Consider the following 1,576-nt stretch of genomic DNA (forward strand, 5'->3'; position numbering starts at 1 on the left):
TGTACTCATAAAAAATACCCCTTTCTGGCATCTGATTATATTTTTATCATTGCCATAAAGGAGTATTTATTTCATCATAAGCACAAATTATTTTATGTTATCATTTTTTTATTTGCTTATTGAAGTAAAAGAAATTTAATTTACCTGAAATTATTTTTAATAGTTTTAATCTACAACATAATATTAATTATGCTGAACTTGACTCGCTGTGCTATCTGAAATTGCGCGTTATACTATAGGAAAGATAATAACAATTCTATTGCCTAAGGCACATAAAATACTCAAAAAATTATCTCTAAAATTGCTATAGGCAAGAGAACTTATAAGGTAGTTTCAAAAGCACAGGCAAGAGAACTTATTGGAAGGAGAGTATTTAGCATGATTGAAGGTTTTAAGAACTTTTTAAGGGTTAATGGAGCATCTGAAGCAACGATTAAATCTTATGCATTAAAGATTGAAGAGTATATTCGCTGGTATAAAGGAAGTTTCGATTTAGAATTTAGAAGATTATACAGAGAGAATGCAACAGATTACTTAGCATATCTACGGACTATTAAAAGAGACAGTGCAAAAACCATAAATACAAAAGTTAGTGCATTAATTAGCCTTAATCAGTTTTTAATAAATTTAGGAGTTCAAAATGATTTTGTAGTAGATAAAAAAGACAGAATAAAAGTACAGGAACAGATTATAAGTCCAACAAAAGTGAATAAAGCCGATGTAGAACAGTTTCGGCAGAGACTTTTAGAAGAGGAAGGATCACGCTATTATTGCATTGCTACCATAGGAATGTTTTGCGGCTTAAGGATCTTTGAAATATTATCTATACAATTAAGTGATTTTAATTTTACTACCCGTGAACTCATTGTTAATAGAGGGAAAGGTAATAAGATTCGTATTGTATATATGAATGAAAAGGTAGTAAATTCAATCAAAGAATATCTAAAGGAAAGGAAGAGTGACAGTACATATCTTTTTCCAAGCGAAAAATCTGCAACAGGTAAAATGCATCCTTCTGCAGTAAATAAAGTTTTTAATAAATATTCAAAGATTATTACGCCTCACCAACTTCGCCATTATTGCGCAACTAGCATGATTACTTCTGATACAGCGAGGTTCGCAATACATGAGGCAGCAGCAATTTTAGGCCATTCAAGCGTGCAGACCACATTGAGATACTGCAATATAAGTAAAAATGAATTATTAGATAAGATTGATAGACTTTAAGTCCATGGATGTGAAGGAAATTGTTAGTTGATAAAGTTTTATAAATCAAGAATATTTGTGGAGAGTGATATTTTTATGAAGAATATAAGAAATTGGTTAATTCTATTATCTACCTTTTTAATACTATTTGCCGTAGGATGTAGTAATGGTACGGGACAAGCAACTGCAGGCAGCAATGATTTAGATGAAAGTTATAAGAAGTTAAGAGGAAAGTTAATTTCTCAAGGAGTTTTTCCAGCACAAGAATATGTAAAGGGAAATACAATGAGACATCAAGAAGGTGCTAAGATTGCTGCCGAGATGTTATATGGAAAAGGCAAATATATTGAGTTTTTAAATGATAAAGAAC

Annotated in this window: 2 protein-coding genes; both read left to right on the forward strand. The window is 30.8% G+C overall.

The window, feature by feature from the left end:
* Window positions 1-378: 378 nt before the first annotated feature.
* Window positions 379-1,227, forward strand: a complete 849-nt coding sequence (locus BUB34_RS12855) for a tyrosine-type recombinase/integrase (RefSeq protein ID WP_073127873.1) — start codon at window positions 379-381, stop codon at window positions 1,225-1,227.
* 75 nt (window positions 1,228-1,302) lie between these two features.
* On the forward strand, window positions 1,303-1,576 hold a 274-nt coding region (locus BUB34_RS12860; RefSeq protein ID WP_143153397.1), incomplete at its 3' end, for a hypothetical protein.

The organism is Asaccharospora irregularis DSM 2635 (assembly GCF_900129815.1).
Classification (GTDB): domain Bacteria; phylum Bacillota; class Clostridia; order Peptostreptococcales; family Peptostreptococcaceae; genus Asaccharospora; species Asaccharospora irregularis.

What these genes read in the sequence shown, in the direction of transcription:
- BUB34_RS12855 (WP_073127873.1), top strand. Translation starts at nt 379, where the DNA reads ATGATTGAAGGTTTTAAGAACTTTTTAAGGGTTAATGGAGCATCTGAA.